Source organism: Mesorhizobium sp. M7A.F.Ca.CA.001.04.2.1 (assembly GCF_003998485.1).
Taxonomy (GTDB): domain Bacteria; phylum Pseudomonadota; class Alphaproteobacteria; order Rhizobiales; family Rhizobiaceae; genus Mesorhizobium; species Mesorhizobium ciceri.
This window is the reverse complement of the sequence record NZ_RZQT01000121.1, coordinates 1-18,385: the sequence shown is the minus strand read 5'-3', so window position 1 is coordinate 18,385 and position 18,385 is coordinate 1. Positions and strand designations below refer to the sequence as shown.

Annotated in this window: 21 protein-coding genes and 2 pseudogenes; 10 read left to right on the top strand and 13 right to left on the bottom strand. The window is 63.8% G+C overall.

All coding sequences use genetic code 11. From position 1 onward, the window contains the following. On the top strand, positions 1-183 hold a 183-nt coding region (locus tag EN955_RS35135), incomplete at its 5' end, for a hypothetical protein (protein WP_206523765.1). 55 nt (positions 184-238) lie between these two features. On the opposite strand, the gene EN955_RS27430 is transcribed toward EN955_RS35135, so the two are convergent. The 6 genes from EN955_RS27430 to EN955_RS27405 form a co-directional block, all read right to left on the bottom strand. Then, positions 239-721 (bottom strand): hypothetical protein, encoded by a 483-nt coding sequence (locus tag EN955_RS27430; RefSeq protein ID WP_024502820.1) that lies wholly within the window; start codon positions 719-721, stop codon positions 239-241. Beyond that, the gene (locus tag EN955_RS27425; protein WP_024502819.1) at positions 696-1,208 is read right to left on the bottom strand and encodes a hypothetical protein; all 513 of its coding nucleotides are present in this window, start codon (positions 1,206-1,208) and stop codon (positions 696-698) included. Before EN955_RS27425 ends, EN955_RS27430 begins: the two co-directional genes overlap by 26 nt. Then, positions 1,175-1,567 (bottom strand): hypothetical protein, encoded by a 393-nt coding sequence (locus EN955_RS27420; RefSeq protein ID WP_013529600.1) that lies wholly within the window; start codon positions 1,565-1,567, stop codon positions 1,175-1,177. The genes EN955_RS27425 and EN955_RS27420 overlap by 34 nt, the downstream gene beginning before the upstream one ends. Positions 1,568-1,587: 20 nt before the next feature. Next, a complete protein-coding gene (locus EN955_RS27415) occupies positions 1,588-2,058 on the bottom strand; it encodes a hypothetical protein (protein ID WP_024502818.1) in 471 nt (156 codons plus the stop codon). A 210-nt stretch (positions 2,059-2,268) separates the two neighbouring features. Further along, the gene (locus EN955_RS27410) at positions 2,269-3,144 is read right to left on the bottom strand and encodes a bifunctional helix-turn-helix domain-containing protein/methylated-DNA--[protein]-cysteine S-methyltransferase (protein WP_024502817.1); all 876 of its coding nucleotides are present in this window, start codon (positions 3,142-3,144) and stop codon (positions 2,269-2,271) included. A 124-nt stretch (positions 3,145-3,268) separates the two neighbouring features. Next, on the bottom strand, positions 3,269-3,763 hold the full coding sequence (locus EN955_RS27405) for a DUF2244 domain-containing protein (protein ID WP_024502816.1): 495 nt from the start codon (positions 3,761-3,763) through the stop codon (positions 3,269-3,271). A gap of 22 nt (positions 3,764-3,785) precedes the next feature. On the opposite strand from EN955_RS27405, the gene nth reads away from it, so the two are divergent. Then, entirely contained in the window at positions 3,786-4,610 is an 825-nt protein-coding gene (gene nth, locus EN955_RS27400) for an endonuclease III (protein ID WP_024502815.1), read from the top strand. 1 nt (position 4,611) lies between these two features. Here nth and EN955_RS27395 read toward each other — a convergent pair whose 3' ends face one another. From EN955_RS27395 to EN955_RS27380, 4 genes are all read right to left on the bottom strand, one after another. Continuing rightward, positions 4,612-6,120, bottom strand: coding sequence for a tripartite tricarboxylate transporter permease (locus EN955_RS27395; protein ID WP_024502814.1), 1,509 nt, complete (start codon positions 6,118-6,120; stop codon positions 4,612-4,614). 10 nt (positions 6,121-6,130) lie between these two features. Beyond that, on the bottom strand, positions 6,131-6,604 hold the full coding sequence (locus EN955_RS27390) for a tripartite tricarboxylate transporter TctB family protein (RefSeq protein WP_024502813.1): 474 nt from the start codon (positions 6,602-6,604) through the stop codon (positions 6,131-6,133). A gap of 74 nt (positions 6,605-6,678) precedes the next feature. Next, positions 6,679-7,656, bottom strand: coding sequence for a tripartite tricarboxylate transporter substrate-binding protein (locus tag EN955_RS27385; protein ID WP_032899038.1), 978 nt, complete (start codon positions 7,654-7,656; stop codon positions 6,679-6,681). A gap of 175 nt (positions 7,657-7,831) precedes the next feature. Beyond that, positions 7,832-8,287, bottom strand: a complete 456-nt coding sequence (locus EN955_RS27380) for a DUF2214 family protein (RefSeq protein WP_024502811.1) — start codon at positions 8,285-8,287, stop codon at positions 7,832-7,834. Positions 8,288-8,489: 202 nt separating this feature from the next. Here EN955_RS27380 and EN955_RS27375 point away from each other — a divergent pair, with 202 nt between their 5' ends. Together EN955_RS27375 and EN955_RS35605 are read left to right on the top strand one after the other, a co-directional pair. Then, on the top strand, positions 8,490-9,023 hold the full coding sequence (locus EN955_RS27375) for a GNAT family N-acetyltransferase (RefSeq protein ID WP_013529609.1): 534 nt from the start codon (positions 8,490-8,492) through the stop codon (positions 9,021-9,023). A 5-nt stretch (positions 9,024-9,028) separates the two neighbouring features. Continuing rightward, a pseudogene (locus EN955_RS35605) lies at positions 9,029-9,130 on the top strand (DUF4892 domain-containing protein); the annotation flags it as partial. A 34-nt stretch (positions 9,131-9,164) separates the two neighbouring features. On the opposite strand, the gene EN955_RS27365 reads toward EN955_RS35605, so the two are convergent. Further along, a complete protein-coding gene (locus EN955_RS27365) occupies positions 9,165-9,929 on the bottom strand; it encodes an IclR family transcriptional regulator (RefSeq protein ID WP_013529610.1) in 765 nt (254 codons plus the stop codon). 183 nt (positions 9,930-10,112) lie between these two features. Here EN955_RS27365 and EN955_RS27360 point away from each other — a divergent pair, with 183 nt between their 5' ends. The 5 genes from EN955_RS27360 to EN955_RS27340 all read left to right on the top strand — a co-directional run bounded on the left by EN955_RS27360 (position 10,113) and on the right by EN955_RS27340 (position 15,339). Then, entirely contained in the window at positions 10,113-11,087 is a 975-nt protein-coding gene (locus EN955_RS27360; protein ID WP_024502810.1) for a tripartite tricarboxylate transporter substrate-binding protein, read from the top strand. Between the two features lie 139 nt (positions 11,088-11,226). After that, complete coding sequence (locus EN955_RS27355; RefSeq protein ID WP_024502809.1) at positions 11,227-11,763, top strand: tripartite tricarboxylate transporter TctB family protein; 537 nt, start codon at positions 11,227-11,229, stop codon at positions 11,761-11,763. Positions 11,764-11,767: 4 nt separating this feature from the next. After that, positions 11,768-13,291 (top strand): tripartite tricarboxylate transporter permease, encoded by a 1,524-nt coding sequence (locus EN955_RS27350; RefSeq protein WP_024502808.1) that lies wholly within the window; start codon positions 11,768-11,770, stop codon positions 13,289-13,291. A 15-nt stretch (positions 13,292-13,306) separates the two neighbouring features. Beyond that, on the top strand, positions 13,307-14,491 hold the full coding sequence (locus EN955_RS27345) for a CoA transferase (protein ID WP_024502807.1): 1,185 nt from the start codon (positions 13,307-13,309) through the stop codon (positions 14,489-14,491). Then, a complete protein-coding gene (locus tag EN955_RS27340) occupies positions 14,488-15,339 on the top strand; it encodes a citryl-CoA lyase (RefSeq protein WP_024502806.1) in 852 nt (283 codons plus the stop codon). Before EN955_RS27345 ends, EN955_RS27340 begins: the two co-directional genes overlap by 4 nt. Before the next feature lie 4 nt (positions 15,340-15,343). Here EN955_RS27340 and EN955_RS27335 read toward each other — a convergent pair whose 3' ends face one another. Both EN955_RS27335 and EN955_RS27330 read right to left on the bottom strand, forming a co-directional pair. Further along, positions 15,344-15,814, bottom strand: a complete 471-nt coding sequence (locus EN955_RS27335; protein ID WP_024502805.1) for an NUDIX hydrolase — start codon at positions 15,812-15,814, stop codon at positions 15,344-15,346. Positions 15,815-15,941: 127 nt separating this feature from the next. After that, positions 15,942-16,250: a hypothetical protein gene (locus EN955_RS27330; protein ID WP_024502804.1), complete on the bottom strand. Its 309-nt coding sequence runs from the start codon at positions 16,248-16,250 to the stop codon at positions 15,942-15,944. Positions 16,251-16,885: 635 nt separating this feature from the next. Here EN955_RS27330 and EN955_RS35915 point away from each other — a divergent pair. Beyond that, positions 16,886-18,385: pseudogene (locus EN955_RS35915) on the top strand (autotransporter outer membrane beta-barrel domain-containing protein); the annotation flags it as partial.

Here is an 18,385-nt window from a genome sequence, read left to right as displayed (position 1 = left end):
GAGCCGCCCACCGTCTCGCCGGGGCTCGGCAAGCGGTCGACCTTGGCGATAAGGTCGAGGTTGATCGAGCCGATGACGATAATCAAGCAGGGCCTCCTGGCAACGCAAATTCAAAATGCCGGAGCGTCTTCGTGCGTCCGGGCGAACGCAGATCGTTCCGATTGCGTGAAAGCTAACCTGTAAGGCCGCGGCTTGCCAGACCACGCGCATGGTCCAGTCCGATTTGAGGTGTCGTGGCCTATTCGCAGCGCACGGTGACCGTGCCCTGATAGTTGCCGGCGGGAAAGATACCGCTCGACCTGGTGGCGGTGAGGTCGACCTGCATCGCGTGGGTGCCGTTGGCAACCCTCTGCGGCACACTTCCGTTGACATCGACCCCCGAGCCATCGAGGCGGAAGACTGAAGCGAAGGTCACGTTGGTGCCGCCGCCGCTCGGCGCGGACGAGAATGCGGCAGGCGCCGGCGCCGAAACCGAATAGCAGTCAAGCAAGTTAAGTATCGAGCACAACAGGGAGCTTGCCACCACGGTGGCGCTGGCGCTCGATCCGCCTGCCTGTTTAGAGCCCAGTATGCTGATGGCGGGATTGGCCTTCATCGTTCCGGACGCCCCGACCACGATAGTGCAGGTGCCGATGATCGCTGCCTGCACCGGAAGGCAGGAACCGGCAAGTGCAGCCATCGCAAGCAGCGCGCGGCTACTGCTTCTTCTTTTTCTTGCCATCACCATTTCCGGTCCTGATGCTCCAGCCTTCATTGGCCCACCCCGGTGACGCGGCCGTGGAAGCGCTGGCGGCCACGCTCGCCGTCTGGCCGTCGGCGCCGAGGCCCATTTTGAGGAGCTTCAGTTCCAACTGCAGGCGCTCGACCTCAAGCTCATAGAGACGGCTGCAATCGACGCGCTTCGGCGTGCGCCCGATCGGGATCACCACGCGGCCGTAAGTGGCGACATCATTGTTCGACTGGCTGTTGCCTCTGATGACGCCGAGATCGACATAGGCGCCGGAACCGGAGACGGCGGAACGGCAGGTGGTGCCGTCCGCGGCATGGACCTCGTCCTGGCCTTGGGGCAAGGTGACGCCCGGCAGGTTGAAGCCGCTCTCATTCTGGTTGAGGTTGTAGACGTCCTCGGCCCCGGCCGGCAAGGCACCCGCCCAAGCAGCCGCGAGCGCCAGTGTCAGGACTTGCGGCGCCCAAAAAACTTTCCGCATATCTGTGCCCTTATCTGCGTCTGTTGATTGGGAAAGGGGATGCTTTCGGTACAGATACGCACTTTACGCTCGGCAGCGCCGTCAAAAGGCACGACCACAAGGACAGAACGGGAGGCCTGGGAGGCCAGTTGGAAGACATTTGGAGAGACCCTGGCATCTACCGGCTGGAAATCCTGATCGTAGACGTGGATTTCGACCCGGATCTTGCGGTCGTAGGGATTGGCGGGGAAGACGCGAACCGCAAAGACGTCGGTGAAGCTGTTGATCTCGCCACGCATCGGCGACATCGATTGGGCCTTGGCGGCAATGGGCGCCAATCCGACGGCCAGTGCCGTCGCCAGGATTCGAGCATGTTTCACGACCCCCTCCTTCGCTCGCGTCATTCGCAGCGCAGCGTTACCGTTGCCTGATAATTGCCGTTGGCGAAGCGATTGCTGCCGCCCTTGGTGCCGGCAAGGTGGACCGAAACGAGGTCGGCGCCGGGGGTGGTGATGCTGGTTGCCGAGCCGGTCTCACCGATGGCATGCGCGCCGGCGGCAGAGTAGGTCGGTGTCCAGGTCGTCGACGTGCTGTCGGCGGATGGCACCGTCATGGTGGTGACCGGGTCGACACTCAGCGACACACCTCCGGTCGTCGTCAGCGTCACGGTTCCAGCCGAGCCGCCGCTGTTGTGGGAACTGAGGGACTGGAGATCGGGACTGGCCGTCATCGTGCCGTTGGTGGCAACGACAAGCGTGCAGGTGGGCGCGATCGTCCCATTGAAGATGACATTCTGCGTCGCGGCCAACGCGACCTCGTCGATGCCGGCAACCAGCAGAGCTGCGGCGCAGGCGGCGCGAACCAATGACATCGGGACCTCCTATTAAGCCGGATCGTCCGGATTAATATGAGGGCATCATCACTTTATCGTGGTTAATTTAGAGTTACCTAAAATAATTCCTTAAATAACAATCACAGGAACCGGAGGTTGCCCTCGGTTGCAAAGACAGTGAAAATCGCGCTTATACTTATCAGTGCCGATATATCCATGTTTTTCTTCGCAGTATCGAGAAAATCGATATTACGACACCTGCCCGGCTTCCCAGCCCAGAATGGCGCGCTTGCGGGTCAGGCCCCAATGATAGCCGGTCAGGTCGCCGGATTTGCCGATGGCGCGGTGACAAGGCACCACGAAGGAGAGCGGATTGGCGCCGTTGGCCGCACCCACCGCCCGGCTGGCGGACGGGGCGCCGATGCTGGCCGCGATCGAGGAATAGGTGCGGGCCTTGCCCATCGGGATCTTGAGCAGCGCCTCCCAGACGCGAACCTGGAAGTCGGTGCCGATCATGACGACATGCAGCGGCTGGTCGGGGCGCCACAGCGTCGGATCGAAGATACGGGCGGCATAGGGGCCGGTAGCAGTCATGTCCTCGACATAGATGGCGTTCGGCCAGCGGCTGGACATGTCGGCGAAGGCGGCGCGTTCCTCGCCGGGGTCGCTGAAGGCGAGGCCGGCGAGCCCGCGCTCGGTGGCCATGATCAGGGCGGTGCCGAACGGCGAGGAATGGAAGCCGTAGCGGATGGTGAGCCCGGCGCCGCGTGTCTTGTAGTCGCCCGGCGACATCGCCTCATGCGTGACGAACAGGTCATGCAGCCGGCCCGGGCCGGACATGCCCAGCTCGAACGAGGTCTCGAGCAGCGGCATGCCGGAATCGAGCAGCCTGCGCGCATGGTCCAGTGTCACCGCCTGCAGGAAGGCCTTGGGCGACAGGCCGGCCCAGCGGGTGAAGAGTTTTTGCAAGCCGGTCGGCGTCTCGCCGACCTCCTCGGCCAGTTCTTCGAGGGAAGGCTGATCACGATAGTCGAGACTGATCTTCTCGATGGCACGGCGCACGATTTCGTAGTCGCTGCCTTCAGGCGTGATGTCCTTTTTGAGGACCGCGGTGTGTGTGCTCATGGAATTGTCTCCTTGAGCCGGAATATCGCCCCTCGGGGCGTCGATCGCCACCCGAAACTTGCCTTCTTGCTGCGCATCCCCCGATAGACACGGGATTCGAGCCCAAAAGCCGCTCGTGGCTGGCTCAGCGTGCCTTGGCGGTCGCCAGCGCGCGCGAAAAGGCGGTGGCAAAACTCTCGCGGGAATCGGGGTCCAGGAACGATCCGATCGGCACGTTCCGGCCTTCGCCTTCCACCGTCATCCCTGTGATGCCGATCTCGGCGTGACGGGCCACCGAAAACCGCGCCCAGAACGGATTGAAGCGATGGGCTTCCGATTTCCCCGAGGGGGCTGTCTTGCGGATGTCGAGGCTGGTGCGCGAGACCGAGACTTCTTCGCGTGCGCGAGCGGCACGATAGTTGATGCGAAAGGCGATGTAGACGGCGGCCACGTCGAGGCCGAAGAAGCCGAACACCGGCCAGGCGCCGCGCGACAGGAAAAACGCGCCTGTCACCAGCCAGCCGAACAGCAGCGCGCCCATCAGGATGAAGAAGCCTGTCCGGCCCAAAGACCGGTGTGGGGTCAGTAGCGCCTGAAAGAATGGCTCGTCGGCCTGAAACGAGGCGTTTGTGTCGCTCATGAGGGGATATTATAGGAGGGAAATGGCAAGCCCCAAGTCCAAAGATTCTTCCCTGTCCAAAAAAGAGCTGTTGCCCGCACGACGCGATGGTTCGAACGCAAAGCCGCGCCCGCGGCCGGTGCGACGCGCGTCACGCTACAGCCCGGCCGAAGTTAACGAGATATTCCGGCGCTTTTCCGTCCAGCGGCCCGAGCCGAAAGGCGAACTCGAACATGTCAACGCCTTCACGCTGCTGGTCGCGGTGGTGCTGTCGGCGCAAGCGACGGATGCCGGCGTCAACAAGGCGACGCGGGCGCTGTTCAGGGCCGCCGATACGCCGCACAAGATGCTGGCGCTGGGGGAAGCAAGGGTCGGCGAATATATCCGCACCATCGGGCTGTGGCGCAACAAGGCGAAGAATGTGATTGCGCTGTCGCAGGCGCTGATCCGCGACCATGGCGGCGAGGTACCCGATAATCGTGATGAATTGGTCAAGCTGCCCGGGGTGGGGCGCAAGACCGCCAATGTCGTGCTCAACATGGCCTTCGGCCAGCACACGATGGCGGTCGACACGCACATTCTTCGCATCGGCAACCGGCTCGGATTGGCGCCCGGCAAGACGCCGGAACAGGTCGAGCAAGGATTGTTGAAGATCATTCCGGACGAATATATGCGCCATGCACATCACTGGCTGATCCTGCATGGCCGCTACGTCTGCAAGGCGCGCAAGCCGGATTGCCCGGCCTGCGTCATCGCCGACATCTGCAAGGCCGAGGTCAAGACGACCGATGTGCCGGCACCGCTGGTGCCGATCGCACCGCTCGACCCGGTCGAAGAGGTTCAGGACCGAGGCGGAACGGCGGCGTAGTTCAACTCTCCTCCACAAACACCTCTTCGCGCTTTTTCTTGACCGCCGGCAGGAAGACGACGGCGAGCACGGCGAGCGCTATGAGCAGCAGGCCGGCGCTGATCGGTCTGGTCACGAAGGTGCTCGGGTCGCCGCGCGAGAGGATCATGGCGCGGCGCAGGTTTTCCTCGAGCAGCGGGCCGAGCACGAAGCCGAGCAGCAGCGGTGCCGGTTCGCAGCGCAGCTTGGTCAGGAGGTAGCCGAGGAAGCCGAAGAAGGCGACGGCGTAGAGATCATAGACGTTGCTGTTGACGCTGTAGACGCCGATCGAGCAGAACGCCATGATGATCGGGAAAAGCACGTAATAGGGGATCGTCAGCAGCTTCACCCAAAGCCCGATCAGCGGCAGGTTGAGGATGATCAGCATCAGATTGCCGATCCACATCGAGGCGATGATGCCCCAGAACAGCGCCGGCTGTTCGGTTGCGACATTGGGGCCGGGCACGATGCCCTGGATGATCATGGCGCCGATCATCAGAGCCATGACCGGGTTGGCCGGAATGCCCAGCGTCAGCATCGGGATGAAGGAAGTCTGCGCACCGGCATTGTTGGCCGATTCCGGTCCGGCGACGCCTTCGATGGCGCCCTTGCCGAACTCCTTCGGGTTTTTCGAGACGCGTTTTTCGACCGTGTAGGAGGCAAAGGCTGCCAGGATCGCGCCGCCTCCCGGCAGGATGCCGAGCGCCGAACCGATGATCGTTCCGCGCACGATGGGCGCTGCCATGCGCCGAAAGTCCTCGCGGGTCGGCATAAGGCCGGTGACCTTGCGGATCATCACGGAGCGCTCATCCTCGTTTTCGAGGTTGCGCAGGATCTCGGCGACGCCGAAGACACCGACCGCCACCGCAACGAAATTCAACCCGTCGGCATATTCCCGGATTCCAAGCGTGAAGCGCGGCGTGCCGGTGTAAATGTCGGTGCCGACAACGCCGAGCAGCAGGCCGAGCACGACCATGGCCAGCGCCTTGACGATCGAGCCGTGGGCGAGCGCGACGGACGAAACCAAGCCGACGATCATCAGCGAAAAATACTCGGCCGCGCCGAATTTCAGCGCTATCGCCGTCAGCGGCGGGGCAAAGATGGCGACGAGGAACGTCGACACGGTGCCGGCAAAGAACGAGCCGATGGCCGCGATCGCGAGGGCCGCCCCGGCGCGGCCGTTCCTGGCCATCTGGTAGCCGTCGATCGCGGTGACGGCGGACGAGGACTCGCCGGGCATGTTGATGAGAATGGCGGTGGTCGAGCCGCCATATTGCGCACCGTAATAGATGCCGGCGAGCATGATGAGGGAGGAAACCGGGTCGCCGATCTGGAAGGTAATGGGCAAAAGCATGGCGATGGTCGCGGTGGCGCCGATGCCGGGCAGGACGCCGATCAGCGTGCCGAGAAGGACGCCGATCAGGCAGAAACCGAGGTTGGTCAGCGACGTCGCCGTCGAAAAGCCGAGCGCAAGGTTGTCGAGCAGATCCATGCTCATCGCCTTACGATACCAACCACGGGGCCAGCCACGGGCCGAAGCGGCGGAACGGCAGGCCGAGCGCGTAGCTGAAGACAAGGAATGCAAACAATGTCAGGCCGGCCGACAGCACGAGGGCGGTCAACGGCTTCATGCGGCGGCTGGCAAACGACGCGATCAGCGCCGTCAGGAAGATCGACGGGATGAATCCGAGGCCGCGCACCGTCAGGCCGAAGAAGATCGGAGCAGGCAGGATGAGCAGCATGCCGCGCCACGCAATATGCCCGATCGCTTCGCCCTCGACGCGTACAGCCTGGACGAGAATGACGGCGCCGAGCAGGATCAGCACGATCGCCAGGACCAGCGGAAAATAGCCTGGCCCCATGCGCAACGCGGTGCCGATTTCGAGGCCGAGCGATTGCAGCGCGAACCATGCGCCGAAACCGATGAACAGGGCGGCGCACAGGCCGTTGGCCCTGTCGATCGCGAAAGGTTTCATGATGGTTCTCCCAAGCCGCGGTGCGTAGCGGATGCCGAGCGAACAGGGGCGCCGGTGGCGCCCCTGTTCAAACCTCAGTCGGCATACTGGCCGGCGGCTTCGATGATCGGCTTCCAGCGCGCGATCTCACTTTCCAGCTTGGCCTTCAGTGCGGCGGGCGTCGCATCGGCCTCGGGCGATGGCTTGGTGCCGAGTTCGGCGAAGCGGGCCGCGACGTTCTGGTCCTTCAGCGCGACCTGAAGCGATTTCGACAGGCGTTCGGTGATCCCGGCCGGTGTGCCCTTGGGTGCATAGAGACCGTGCCAGATGCCGACCTGCACTTCGGGAAGGCCGCCTTCCACCGTCGTCGGCACGTCTTTCAGCACATCGAGGCGCTCCGGCGAGGTGACGGCATAGGCCTTTATGGTGCCGCCCTGGATCTGCTTGGTGGTGTTGGTCGTCTGGTCGCACATGATGTCGACCTGACCGCCGAGGAGATCGGTCATGGCCGGGCCGGTGCCCTTGTAGGGCACGGTGACCAGCGGCGTCTTGATGGCGCTCATGAACAGCATGCCGCACAGATGCGAGGCCGCACCGATGCCGGCATTGGCGACGGTTATGGAATCCTTGTTGGCCTTGGCGTACTCCACCAACCCCTTGAGATCGGCCGGCTCCAGGTCCTTGCGGCCGACGATGGTCATCGGCACCTCGGTGACGAGGCCGACATATTCGAAGGCGTTCAGCGTGTCGTAGGCGAGCTTTCTGTACAGCGTCGCACTTGTCGCCATGCCGATATGATGGAGCAGCAGCGTATAGCCGTCAGGCTCGGCGTTGGCGACGCGGCCGGCACCCAGCGTGCCGCCGGCGCCGCCGACATTCTCGACGATGACCTGCTGGCCGAGATCCTTCGACATCGATTCGGCGACGAGGCGCGTGACCGTGTCGGTCGGCCCGCCGGCCGCAAACGGCACCACAACGGTGATGGTGCGTTCAGGATAGGTCTGCGCGCTGGCCGCGAACCCATAAAGCGTGACGGCCGCGGCAGCAGCCAGAGTGGCGACAAATCTTCTCATCGTGATCTCCTCCCGGGATATGAATCTCCAACGCCGCGCGGATCTCCTCTCAACACCGGCTGCGCATGAAGCAACAACTAGGGCAAGCTAGCAAATAGCAACTGGGCGGCAAACTGCCGATGTCCGCAAACATCCGCACTCGATGGGTGGATAATGTCGGAGGGTGATCGCCACCCTAGTAGCCGTAGCCGCGCGCCATCGCCGCGGCGAAGACCGGGATGAGCAGGAAGATGAAAGCTTCGGCGCGGATATAGGTCTTCACGGACGCAAGTTCGGTCGCCGGCACCTGGAACGAGGCATTGCCGCTCGCCTGCCTGTTCCAGGATATGAAGCGGACGGTCGGGATGATCGACAGCAGGCCGACAGCGCCGAACGCCGCTATCTTGGCCCAAAACACCCAGTTGTAGACGTAGAATTCCCAGCCCTTGAGGCCATAGAAGACACGGCCGATGCCGACGACGATGATCAGCGCGGCGATGACGCCGTAATGGCGGTCGATGCCGGCGAGCCTCTTGAGCGTCGCAGCACCCAGGTCGCCGCGGATCAGGACGAATTCGGCGCCGATGATCCCCGCCAGCGAAAACACCAGCAGATGATGGAAGATCGCAAGCACAAGATCGGTGGTATCCATGCTCTTTTCCCTGGGTTTGACGCCACCAATGCGCGCCTGAAAAAAGGTCGCGCTGGCGGGTGTTGAATCAGCCTGCGGTGAAAAATAACATCGTCGCGCAAAATTCCCATAGCGGCGCCTGGATGATGGGCCGTGTTGCCCTGGCCCCTTGCGCAGCACCGGCGATTTGCTAAGCGCTGGCGATCCGTGCGAGGCAGATCCCATGAACAATCCGCAAGCGACCAGTGCTCCTGTCATCGAAACGAAGCGAACCATCCTGCGGGCACACCGGCTGGATGATTTCGACACCTATGCCGCGATGTGGACCGATCCCGTCGTCACCCGCTTCATCGGCGGCAAGCCGCGCACGCGCGAAGAAAGCTGGATGCGCTTCCTGCGTCACGCCGGCCTGTGGTCGTTGCTTGGCTATGGCTTCTGGGCGATCGAGGAGAAGGCGACCGGGCGCTTCATCGGCGAGGCCGGGTTTCACGATCTGAAGCGCGACATGGAACCATCGATCGAAGGCATTCCCGAGGCCGGGTGGGCGCTGGTTCCGGCCGTGCACGGGGCGGGCTTCGCCACCGAGGTGGTTGGCCGCGTCCTGGCATGGGGCGAAGTGATTTTCGGGCGCGAGAAGACCGTCTGTATCATCGATCCGGAAAATGGCGCTTCGCTGAGGGTGGCTGCCAAGTGCGGTTACCGGGAAGTGGTAAAGACCACCTATCACGACGCTCCGACCATCCTGCTGGCGCGGTGACCTGAGCGGCGCGGCTGACCGCTGCGGGCGCCGGCATGATGGCACCTGTCGCCAGCAACGATGACGAAGCGGGCCGCGCCAAGAACCGCCGTGTGGTTCTGGTCAAGTTGAACTGGGCGAGCCTTCCAATCAGGCCGCATTCTACGGCAGGGCGTCCGCTGCCAGGCTTGCCTGCTCGAGCATTGAGGCGTCCTCGCCGAAGGCGCGGGTGGCGCGGGCCGCTGCCTCGAGCAGCGGACGCTTCATGCGCTGCAGAAAGGCCGCGTCGACGCGCGTGCTTGGTCCAGCCAGGGTCAAGGCGCCGAGCAGGACGCCCCCCGGCCCGAATACCGGCGCCGACACGCCCCCGGTCTCGGGGTCGCGGTCGCCGACGGCGAGACAGTTGCAGGTCTTGCGGATGGTCTCGTAGGGTTCGCCCTGCTGGCCCGAAAACGCTGCGAGCACGCGGCCGCCCGAGCCGAGCAGCAAAGGCAATACGTCGCCTTCACGTATCGTGTAGCGGATCGGGTGCTTGGATTCGACGCGGTAAAGACAGGTGCGGACATCGCCCGAGCGAACGTAGAAGGCAACGCTTTCCCAGCTTCGCTCGGAAAGATCGCGCATGATCGGCAGCAGGATGTCGACCGCCACGACCGAACGCTGGTAGAGCGCACCGAGCCGAAACGTCGCGGGTCCGACGCGGTAGCGCCCATTGTCGAGGCGCTCGAGCAATCGTCCGCGCAAAAGGGAATTCGCAAGTCGCAGGATGGTGCTCTTGTAGAGGCCGGTGCGCGCCGCGATTTCGGCTAGGCTGAGCGACCGGTCCTCCGTGCTGAAGGCATCGAGGATGGCAATCGCCCGATCGAGTGCTGCAACACCTTCGGCGCGGTCGATTTCCGCATCTGCCGATTTGCTTGGCGAGTCCATGGCGGTTCCAGTTTGAAGAAAGCCGAGCGACGCGACTGTGTCGCGCCGCCAAATCGTTCTGTCCAGTAGAATATCGTTTCCGTTGACAGAACTCCGTAACATCTGCTTGAAATCGATGACGGGTCTGGATGCAGGCGCGTTTTGGCGGGCACCGGAGGAGGTGTCGTGATTTGGAGGAATCCCATGCTGGACAGACGCAGATTTTTGATGAGCACCGCAGCCGTGGGTGCCGGGCTGATGACGTCGCATCTTTCTCCCGCTTTGGCCGAAGGCGCGCCCCAGATGCAGCTCTTCGTGCCTGCCGCACCGGGTGGCGGCTGGGACCAGACGGCGCGCACGATCGACCAGGTGCTGCGCAGTGAAAAACTCATCTCGGGTTCCCAGATCACCAATGTCGGCGGCGCCGGCGGGACTGTCGGGCTGCCGCAATTCATCAGCCAGTGGAACGGCAAAGGCAATTCCCTGATGGTTGCCGGCATGGTCATGGTTGGCGCGATCATTGCCAACAAGGCCGCCAACAATCTGACGCAGGTCACCCCGATCGCCCGCCTTACCGGCGAGTTCGAGGCCTTGGTCGTGCCGGCGGAGTCGCCGTTCAAGACGGCCGCTGATTTCGTCGCCGCGCTCAAGGCCGATCCGACAAAGGTTCCTGTCGCCGGCGGCTCCGCAGGCGGTTCCGATCACATCCTGTTCGGCCTGATTGCCAAGACCGTCGGCGTGCCGGCGACTAACCTGTCCTACGTGCCGTTCGCCGGCGGCGGTGAGGCGTTGTCGGCGCTGCTCGGCAACCAGGTCGCGGCCGGCATATCCGGCTTTGGCGAGTTCTCCGAGCAGGTCAAGGCGGGCGCGCTGCGGCTGCTCGCCATCTCGGCAGACAAGCGCCAGGACGGCATCGATGCGCCGACGCTGAAGGAGGCCGGCATCGATGTCGAACTGTTCAACTGGCGCGGCGTCTTCGCACCGCCGGGCATTTCCGACGCCGACAAGGCAGCGATGATCACCCTGATCGAGACCATGGCCAAGAGCGACGCGTGGGCGACCGAATGCAAGAACCGCAACTGGACGCCGATCCTGCTCACCGGCGACGACTATGCGAAGTTCGTCACCGAGGATTCAGCCCGCATCGAGGCGATCCTGAAGGATCTCGGGCTCGCCTGATCCATCGTCATAGGGGCGGCGCAGGTCGCCCCTTCTCGCATGAAATGCAAGCCGGCATGACCCTGCGGTGGGGAGCAAGCATGCGGCGCCGGGCATTTCCGCCAACCATACTTGGCCAGCTCTCCTGGGGAGGACAATCATGAGCACCAGCGACCAGCAGGCGGCGCCGTCGCGGCTTGCCGTGCCGGAATTGTTGATAGGCATCGGGCTCCTGGCCTGCGCCGGCGCCGTCGCTTGGCAGACGCTGGCGATCCCGGTGTCGCCGCTCTACTCCAAGGTCGGCCCGACCGTCTTTCCCTACCTCACCATGGTTGGCCTGGTGGTTCTTTCGCTGTTGCTCATCCTTGCCGCGCTTCGCGGCGGCTGGCAGCCGGAGGAGGAAAAGGAGACGCCGACCGACTGGAAGGCAATGGGCTTCGTCGTCATCGGCCTGATCGCCAATCTGCTGCTCATCCAACCGCTCGGCTTCACGGCGGCATCCGTCATCATGTTCGTGCTCGTCTGCTACGGCTTCGGCAGCAGGCGTACGCTGCGGGACGTCGTGCTCGGCCTTATCCTGGCGCTGGCCGCCTATTTCGGCTTCGCCAGGGCGCTGGGCGTCAACATCGGTGCCGGTTTCATCGAGAACCAGCTGAACACGGTCATCGATGCGTTCATCACCATGTTGAGGGGCTGACGCCATGGAAACGCTCGGACATCTCTCACACGGCTTCTCGGTCGCCTTCACCCCGGTCAACCTTCTGTGGTGCCTGCTCGGCACCACGCTTGGCACCGCCATCGGTGTGCTGCCCGGTCTTGGGCCGGCGCTGACCATCGCGCTGCTTTTGCCGATCACCTATCAGGTGGCGCCGGAGGCATCCTTCATCCTGTTTGCCGGCATCTATTACGGCGCCATGTACGGCGGCTCGACGACGTCGATCCTGCTCAACACGCCCGGCGAAAGCGCCACCATCGTCACCGCGCTGGAAGGCAACAGGATGGCGCGTTCCGGCCGCGGCGGTGCAGCCCTCGCCACCTCGGCGATCGGCTCGTTCGTCGCCGGCACGATCGGCACGATGGGCGTCGCTTTCCTGGCGCCGGTGGTGGTCAAATTCGCGCTGGCATTCGGCCCGGCCGAATATTTCTCGCTGATGGTGCTGGCCTTCATCACCGTCTCGGCGGTGCTCGGCTCGTCTTCCGTTCGCGGCCTGACCAGCCTGTTCGCAGGCTTCGTCATCGGCATGATCGGCGTCGACCTGCAGACCGGCCAGCCGCGCTTCACCTTCGGCATGACCGAACTGCTCGACGGCGTCGACGTCATCATCGCCGCCGTTGGCCTGTTTGCGGTCGGCGAGACGCTGTACATGGCCTCGCGCCGCTATGCCGGCAAGGACGAGATCGTGCCGCTGAAGGGCTCGCTCTACATGACGGCGGCCGAGTGGGGGCGTTCGTGGAAACCCTGGCTGCGCGGCGCCGCGATCGGCTTCCCGATCGGCGCCATGCCGGCGGGCGGCGCCGAAATCCCGACTTTCCTGTCCTATGCCATCGAAAAGAAGCTGTCGAAGCACAAGCAGGAGTTCGGCACGGTCGGCGCCATCGAAGGCGTTGCCGGCCCCGAGGCCGCCAACAATGCGTCCGCAGCCGGCGTGCTGGTGCCGATGCTGACGCTTGGCCTGCCGACCTCGGCGACGGCGGCGATCATGCTGTCGGCGTTCCAGAGCTACGGCATCAATCCCGGACCACTGCTTTTGACGACCCAGGGCGACCTCGTCTGGGGGCTGATCGCCAGCCTGTTCATCGCCAACGTCATCCTGGTCATCCTCAACCTGCCGCTGATCGGGCTGTGGGTGCGGCTGCTGAAAATCCCGGCGCCGCAGCTCTATGCCGGCATCCTGGTGTTCGCCACGGTCGGCACCTATGGCATTTCGCAATCGCCCATCGACCTCGTCATCCTCTATCTGCTGGGGGCCGCCGGTTTCCTGATGCGGCGGTTCGATTTTCCGACCGCGCCTGTCATCATCGGCATGATCCTTGGGCCGCTCGCCGAAACCCAGTTCCGCCGGGCGATGACCATCTCGAATGGCGACTGGTCCGTGTTCTACACCCACAAGCTGTCGCTGACACTGCTGACGCTCGCCTTCATCGGTCTCGCCGGCCCGCATATCTGGGCCTTCATCGAGCATCGTCGTCGGCGCGGACCGGAGCATGTGCCCGGCGATGCCTGATCGATCCCTGATGCCATGACAGAACTGCTTTCCGGTATTCGCGTCCTCGACCTGACCAATGTCCTGGCCGGTCCCTACTGTGCCTATCAGCTGGCGCTGCTGGGCGCCGACGTGATCAAGGTCGAGGCGCCGCAAGGCGGCGACCTCGCCCGCCAGCTCGGCGGCTCGCCGAAGCTGAACAGCGCCGGCATGGGCGCCTCGTTCCTGGCTCAGAACGCCGGCAAACGGTCGGTTGTGCTCGACCTCAAGAAGCAAGCCGATCGCGAGCGCTTTTTCGATCTGGTGGCCAGCGCCGACGCACTGGTGGAGAATTTCCGCCCCGGCGTGATGGATCGGCTGGGGCTTGGCTACGAGGCACTGAAGACGGTTCGTCCGGGCCTCGTCTATTGCGCGATATCGGGTTTCGGCCAGACCGGGCCAATGCGCGATAATCCCGCCTATGACCAGATCATCCAGGGCCTGTCTGGGATCATGAGCATCACCGGCACACCGGAAACGGCGCCGCTGCGGGTCGGCTATCCCGTCGCCGATACGCTTGGCGGACTGGTCGGCGCGTTCGCCATCGCCTCGGCGCTGGTGCGGCAGAAGACGAGCGGCGAGGGTGCCTTTCTCGACGTTTCGATGCTCGAATGCACACTTTCCGCACTTGGTTGGCCGGTTTCCAACTATCTGACCGCAGGTATCGACCCCATGCCGATGGGCAACGAGAACATGACGGCGGCACCCTCCGGTGCGTTTCGCACCGGCGACGGGCTCATCAACATCGCCGCCAACAAGCAGGAGCAGTTCGTGGCGCTGTGCCGGCTGATCGGCCGGCCGGAATTGGCTTCCGATGTCCGCTATGCAGAGCGCGAGACGCGCAAGCGCAACCGTGCGGCGCTTAAAGTCGAGATCGAGGACGCCCTGGCGGGCGCCTCGGCGGCGGCCTGGGAAGAGACGCTCAATCGCGCCGGCGTGCCTGCCGGCAGGGTGCTGACGATCCCGCAAGTGCTGGCCGAGCCCCAAGTCCTCGAGCGCCAGGTGACCGCGCATTTCGACGATGTGGCTGGCATGGACAAGCCGCTGACCGTTTTGCGCGGCGGCTTCATGGTCGATGGCGAGGCGCCCTTGCCGACAAAGCCGCCGCCGGCGCTCGGCGAACATATGAGCGAGGTGTTCGCCGACCTGCCGCCCCGCACCAGGACAAAGGCACGCGCATGAGCGGCACGGAGAAGAAGACGGGCCGTGAGCGCGGCGAGGAATGGTGGCAGACCGACATCATCGAGATGCGGCCAGGTGTCATCCGGCTGCGCGGCTACGAGATCCAGGATCTGATCGGCCGCGTCAGCTTTCCGGCTGTCATCTGGCTGATGCTGCGCGGCGAACTGCCCAGCGAGGACCAGGCAGAATTGCTCGGCATTGCCTTGGCTGCCGCCGTCGACCATGGACCGCAGGCGCCATCGATTGCCATCGCGCGCATGGCTGCAACCTGCGGCGTCGGTATCAACAGCGCCATGGCCTCGGCCATCAACGTTCTCGGCGACGTGCATGGAGGCGCCGGCGAGCAGGCGCTTTCCTTCTATGGTGACATTGCCGTGGCGATCGATGCCGGGATGACGCTGAATGAGGCGGTCTCGGCGCGGCTCGACCGGTTCTTCGCCGAGGAGAAGGGCTATGTGCCGGGGCTCGGGCATCGCTTCCATCCCGTCGACCCGCGCGCGCCGCCCTTGCTGGAACTGACCCGCGAATTTGCCGCACGCGGTGCCGTCAATGGGCGTTTCGCCGATATCGCCGAAGCGGTCGAGGCGGATGTCGAACGCCGCAAGGGGAAAAAAATACCCCTCAACATCGATGGCGCCACCGCCGTCATCTATGGCGAACTCGGTTTTCCGCCGCCGCTGACGCGAGGGCTTTTCGTGCTGTCACGCTCGGTCGGCATCCTGGCGCATGCCTGGGAGCAGTCCCAGCAGGCCGAGCGAAACAAGGGGCCGCTGCCGCGCGAGTGGCTGTGGGCCTATACCGGCACGCCGGTGCGGCCGTTTCCCGAAAGCGATGACCCCGGCGAGTGAGGCTCTACGCCTGGTCCACCTGCACAGGGATCTTCAGCGTCTTCACCAACGTTGAAAGATCCGGCTCGTCGATGAGCATGGCCGCATCGGCTGGCGCCAGCCAGGCCCGCTGGCGTCGTTTGGCTTCCTGCCAGTCGGCCAGTTCCTCGCTCACCTCGAGCAGGTAGACGATGACGTCGACGCGGACAAAGCGATTGGCCAGCCGCTTCCAGTAGGAATAGGTGCCCGCCGGCTGCTTCAGCGTCTTGCCGAGCACGCCGGCTTCCTCCTGCGCCTCGATGGTGGCCGCCTTGCGTCCGCTCTTGCCCTTCATCGGCCAGCCCTTGGGAACGATGAAGCGCCTGGTGGTACGTGACGTGACCAGCATAACCTCGATGTCGCCGTGCGCGGTCTGCCGAAAAGGAATAGCCGCCACCTGGCGGATCCTCTCGCCCTTCTTTGCCTTGCGTACGGCCTTCTTCTTGGTGGCTGCCATTCGTCAATCCAGTCGATGCAATGCCGCATAGCGCGACAAGGCGTCGTTGCAAAACCAAAACTTTCGCATGTGCCGAAAGACACCCGAAATACCTAAGTCGGCTAAATAAACGAAAAAGGCCTTGATGTCAGCGGCAATTGCTCACGGCGGTGGTGCCGATTATCTGAGTCTGGCAGCTTGGCTTGAGCTGCTGCACGACCGGTGGCGGTTGCTGAACGATCTGGCGGTCCTGGGCACGATTCTGCTGCTGTTGCTGCTGATATTGCTGCCGTTGTATCCTGTTTTGCAGGATTTGCAGGTCGTTCTGCCGGATCAGCGCATTGTTGCCGGTAGCGGAATTGAGCGCTTGCGCGGAAGCCGGCAGGCAAACACCCGCCAGCACTGCCGTGGCCAGCATTGCCACTGTGAAGATCGTTGATGGCCGAAGCGCCGACATCCGCTCATTCCCGCGCAAAAACTCTGTCCTTAGATATAGGGCGTTTGCGCGGCGATGCCATGGCCAGCGGGTCGAGCATCACGAAATCGGACAGTCCAATCGCTTTGTTCTGCGATTCCGGCCGCGAAACGGCAGATAGTCGTCATATGACGACTATGAAACGTCAGTGGCTTTAGTCAGTGTCCCCACGTAAATTTTCGGTTTCATCCGGCATAAGTTAATGTATTCTAATTGAGTCAGAGCTCCGCAAGTGGGAATGCGGATGCTCTGTTTTAATGCATTGAACCTTATTGCGCAGTGCCGGCATCCTTATTGCAATTGCATGAGCAGAGCATAGCGGTGGCGTCGGACTCAAGCAGGCATTGAGACGCGCCCCCGTAAACCGGGGGGGTAAGTGCATGGCTTTGTTCACAGGGCGCGTTGCCGTATTGTCGTGCGCATCGGCCGACGACGGTTCAGCCAGGGCATGTTCTGCGGAAGCTCTTGGTGATGCCGCGGCGACTCAGAAGGGTTTGCCCGGTCGGCCGAATCAATGTCTCGCCATTCTGCCCAAACGGCTAGCCCTCTTGCTTTGCGCTACGGCACTGGCGGGGCTGGTCTTTCCTTACGCTCAATCTCCGGTCCATGCGCAGCAATTGTCCATCAATACGGATGGTGCACCGGGCGACAATGGTGATGACGGAATCGGTACTGCTGACGCCGGAGATGGCCATTCGCCGGTGGCGCCGGCTACGGGAACGAATAGTGTCGGCCGCACGACCTCCGGGGAGGCCGCTTTCGTTGGCAGCGCCCGGGGTGGGCGCGGCGGCGATGGCGGCTCGGCTGTCCATGCAACAGCCGTCCCGCCTTTTGTGGAGATCAAGGGTGGTAAAGGCGGCGATGGCGCCAAGGGCGGAACAGTCGATATAACAAACAACGCATCTGGCGCCCTCGAAACATCGGGGGACAATGCTCCCGGCATATCGGGCGACGCCAGCGGTGGGGATGGTGGTAACGGCGCATGGGCATTCGCCATCGCGGTAGGCGGTAAGGGCGGCGTCGGCGGGCGGGGTGGCGATGGCGGCACGGCGACCGTGACCACTACGATCGAAAGCAATATCATCACGCACGGGGTCAATTCGAACGGCATCACCGTCAATTCCAGCGGAGGGCGCGGCGGCAATGGCGGCTTGGGCGCTGCGATCGGTGCCGGCAAGGGTGGCAATGGCGGCAATGGCGGTTTCGGCGGTGACGCGAAAGGCGATAATGCCGGCTCCATTTCCACGGACGGGGCTTTCTCGAAGGGTATGCTTGTGCGGTCGGCGGGCGGCGTTGCCGGTGATGGTGCAAGTGGTTTCGGTATCGTGGGTAACGGCGGCAATGGGGGCGTGCCGACAATCGGCGGCAATGCCGAGGGGATAAATTCCGGGACCATCACAACTCGGGGAGATTTTGCCAGCGGCATGGTCGTGCAGTCGGTGGGCGGTGGCGGCGGCGACGGCGGTGGCGGTCTAGGTCTGTTCGGCGGTGGCGGCGCGGGTACGGATGGCAATGACGGCCGGGCAGCCACGGGGACCAACACCGGCAACATCACCACCAGTGGCCTGGGCGCCATCGGCATGCTGGTCGAGTCGGTGGGCGGCGGCGGCGGCGATGGCGGCGGCGCTATCGGTCTCGTGTCGATCGGCGGCAAGGCAAGCGGTGGCGGCCAGGGCGATACGGCGACCGGCAATGTTGGCGGCGTCATCAAGACCGGCGTCGATGGAAACGGCGGCGATGGCGCGCATGGCATCCTGATCCAATCGGTCGGCGGTGGCGGCGGCAATGGCGGCTATGCCATCGGCGTAGCCCCGGTGATCTCAGTCGCCATCGGCGGTGGCGGCGGCACTGGCGGCAAGGGTGGCGTGGTCAACGTCAATCAGGCCGGCAACGGCGTGACCGTCGAGACGAACGGCCGTTCCGCTAGCGGCATCATCGCACAGTCGGTCGGCGGCGGCGGCGGCAATGGCGGCGGCGCCATTGCCATTGGCGGCCTGGTAGGTGTGTCGGTAGGCGGATCAGGCGATGCGGCGGGTGACGGCGACAAGGTGAATTACAACGTTGCGAACGCCAAGGTCACCACGCTCGGGGACGATTCCATCGGCGTGCTTATGCAG

What these genes read in the sequence shown, in the direction of transcription:
- EN955_RS27430 (WP_024502820.1), bottom strand. Translation starts at nt 721, where the DNA reads ATGGCAAGAAAAAGAAGAAGCAGTAGCCGCGCGCTGCTTGCGATGGCT.
- EN955_RS27350 (WP_024502808.1), top strand. Translation starts at nt 11,768, where the DNA reads ATGGAAACGCTCGGACATCTCTCACACGGCTTCTCGGTCGCCTTCACC.
- EN955_RS27335 (WP_024502805.1), bottom strand. Translation starts at nt 15,814, where the DNA reads ATGGCAGCCACCAAGAAGAAGGCCGTACGCAAGGCAAAGAAGGGCGAG.
- EN955_RS27365 (WP_013529610.1), bottom strand. Translation starts at nt 9,929, where the DNA reads ATGGACTCGCCAAGCAAATCGGCAGATGCGGAAATCGACCGCGCCGAA.
- EN955_RS27330 (WP_024502804.1), bottom strand. Translation starts at nt 16,250, where the DNA reads ATGTCGGCGCTTCGGCCATCAACGATCTTCACAGTGGCAATGCTGGCC.
- EN955_RS27405 (WP_024502816.1), bottom strand. Translation starts at nt 3,763, where the DNA reads ATGAGCGACACAAACGCCTCGTTTCAGGCCGACGAGCCATTCTTTCAG.
- EN955_RS27340 (WP_024502806.1), top strand. Translation starts at nt 14,488, where the DNA reads ATGAGCGGCACGGAGAAGAAGACGGGCCGTGAGCGCGGCGAGGAATGG.
- EN955_RS27395 (WP_024502814.1), bottom strand. Translation starts at nt 6,120, where the DNA reads ATGGATCTGCTCGACAACCTTGCGCTCGGCTTTTCGACGGCGACGTCG.
- EN955_RS27385 (WP_032899038.1), bottom strand. Translation starts at nt 7,656, where the DNA reads ATGAGAAGATTTGTCGCCACTCTGGCTGCTGCCGCGGCCGTCACGCTT.
- nth (WP_024502815.1), top strand. Translation starts at nt 3,786, where the DNA reads ATGGCAAGCCCCAAGTCCAAAGATTCTTCCCTGTCCAAAAAAGAGCTG.
- EN955_RS27380 (WP_024502811.1), bottom strand. Translation starts at nt 8,287, where the DNA reads ATGGATACCACCGATCTTGTGCTTGCGATCTTCCATCATCTGCTGGTG.
- EN955_RS27425 (WP_024502819.1), bottom strand. Translation starts at nt 1,208, where the DNA reads ATGCGGAAAGTTTTTTGGGCGCCGCAAGTCCTGACACTGGCGCTCGCG.
- EN955_RS27345 (WP_024502807.1), top strand. Translation starts at nt 13,307, where the DNA reads ATGACAGAACTGCTTTCCGGTATTCGCGTCCTCGACCTGACCAATGTC.
- EN955_RS27360 (WP_024502810.1), top strand. Translation starts at nt 10,113, where the DNA reads ATGCTGGACAGACGCAGATTTTTGATGAGCACCGCAGCCGTGGGTGCC.
- EN955_RS27415 (WP_024502818.1), bottom strand. Translation starts at nt 2,058, where the DNA reads ATGTCATTGGTTCGCGCCGCCTGCGCCGCAGCTCTGCTGGTTGCCGGC.
- EN955_RS27410 (WP_024502817.1), bottom strand. Translation starts at nt 3,144, where the DNA reads ATGAGCACACACACCGCGGTCCTCAAAAAGGACATCACGCCTGAAGGC.
- EN955_RS27390 (WP_024502813.1), bottom strand. Translation starts at nt 6,604, where the DNA reads ATGAAACCTTTCGCGATCGACAGGGCCAACGGCCTGTGCGCCGCCCTG.
- EN955_RS27355 (WP_024502809.1), top strand. Translation starts at nt 11,227, where the DNA reads ATGAGCACCAGCGACCAGCAGGCGGCGCCGTCGCGGCTTGCCGTGCCG.
- EN955_RS27375 (WP_013529609.1), top strand. Translation starts at nt 8,490, where the DNA reads ATGAACAATCCGCAAGCGACCAGTGCTCCTGTCATCGAAACGAAGCGA.